Consider the following 438-nt stretch of genomic DNA (forward strand, 5'->3'; position numbering starts at 1 on the left):
TGGGACAGGGAGCAGGGGAACAACCGACCGCCAGCGCGATGGTGGAGGACTTGTGCAACCTGTTCCGGCTCCCCCTTCCGCGTCCGATCCCGCAACGGCGGCCGCTGGTTCTCCCGGTCTGGGAAGAGGGGGGAGCGCGCTTCGCCTTCATCCAGACGAAGGAACGGCTCGATTCCGACATCTCCCATCAGGTGAAGGAACGGTTGAAACGATTGGGAGCCGTCGCTGTGGAGGCCGCTCCATTGTCGGAGGCTGGGGGAAGTGCGTTGGCGCTGATTTTGCGCCGCTGGGATCCGTCTCTTCAGGAGACATTGACGGAGGCGCTGGGGGTGGAGGCGGAACGGGTCGTCTTCCGACCGCTCCTGGGCACGCCGGAGTCCGTCGGTGAAGAACAGGAGGCGAGGATCGGCTCGGCCCCGTGAAGGGGAAGGATGGACC

At 65.5% G+C, this 438-nt stretch carries 1 protein-coding gene; it reads left to right on the plus strand.

The features are described 5' to 3' along the window. On the plus strand, window positions 1-422 hold a 422-nt coding region (locus RZO55_RS10535), incomplete at its 5' end, for a hypothetical protein (RefSeq protein WP_318064240.1). Between the last annotated feature and the right edge of the window lie 16 nt (window positions 423-438).

This window comes from Clostridium boliviensis, from assembly GCF_033342255.1.
Lineage (GTDB): Bacteria > Bacillota > Clostridia > Lachnospirales > Lachnospiraceae > Lacrimispora > Lacrimispora boliviensis.